The sequence below is a fragment of the Streptomyces sp. PTL18 genome (assembly GCF_059510295.1).
Genome location: NZ_JCAJZO010000123.1, coordinates 1 through 702 on the forward strand (window position 1 = coordinate 1; position 702 = coordinate 702).

Annotated in this window: 2 protein-coding genes; both read right to left on the reverse strand. The window is 69.2% G+C overall.

The features are described from left to right. Positions 1 to 588, reverse strand: a 588-nt coding sequence (locus AC5WS8_RS39270) for an IS630 family transposase (protein ID WP_496108255.1), incomplete at its 3' end; no start/stop codon positions are given. Continuing rightward, on the reverse strand, positions 543 to 702 hold a 160-nt coding region (locus tag AC5WS8_RS39275), incomplete at its 5' end, for a helix-turn-helix domain-containing protein (RefSeq protein ID WP_496108256.1). The genes AC5WS8_RS39275 and AC5WS8_RS39270, both read right to left, overlap by 46 nt.

Consider the following 702-nt stretch of genomic DNA (forward strand, 5'->3'; position numbering starts at 1 on the left):
GAGTCCGGTCTCGGCGATGAAGCCGTCGAGGGTCTCGGATCGGTGTTGGATGTCGCGTAGGCGGTTCTTCACGAGCGGGGTGAGGTCTTCGATCGTGCGGGGGGCGAGGTTGGCCAGGGACTTCTTCAGGTGGGCCCAGACACCTTCGACGGGGTTGAGGTCCGGCGCGTAGGGCGGCAGCTTGATGATGGTGAGCCAGTCGCTGTTGCGGTCGCAGAAGTCCCGCAGTGCCTTGGCGTGGTGGGTGCTGGCGTTGTCCCACACCACGATCAGCGGGGCACCGCCGAGTTGACGCCGGGCGGAGGTCAGCAGGTCCGCGAACTCGCGGGCCCGGAAGCCCTTCTTCTCGCCGGTACGGCCACGGTATGTCTGGGTCCGGTAGATCAGCCTCGTCTCGCGGCCCGGTCTGACGCAAATCATCCCGGCCATCAGGACCCGGCCCGAGCCTTTCCCGGTTACCTTGATCAGCGGCGTCCGCCCGCGCGGCGACCAGGTCCGCCCCTTGCCGGGCTTCAGGTCCTGGCCGGCCTCGTCCTCGAAGGCTATCCACGCGCCCAGGAGCTGGGCCGTCCTCTTACCCGTGACCACTGCTCCGCCCGCCACCGTTCCACTGCCTGCTCGTCGCGCTCGACGGCCCGGTGGGCGGGGACCTGTGGTGACCAGCCCAGCCGGTGCAGCAGGTAGGAGACCCCGCGCGGGGTG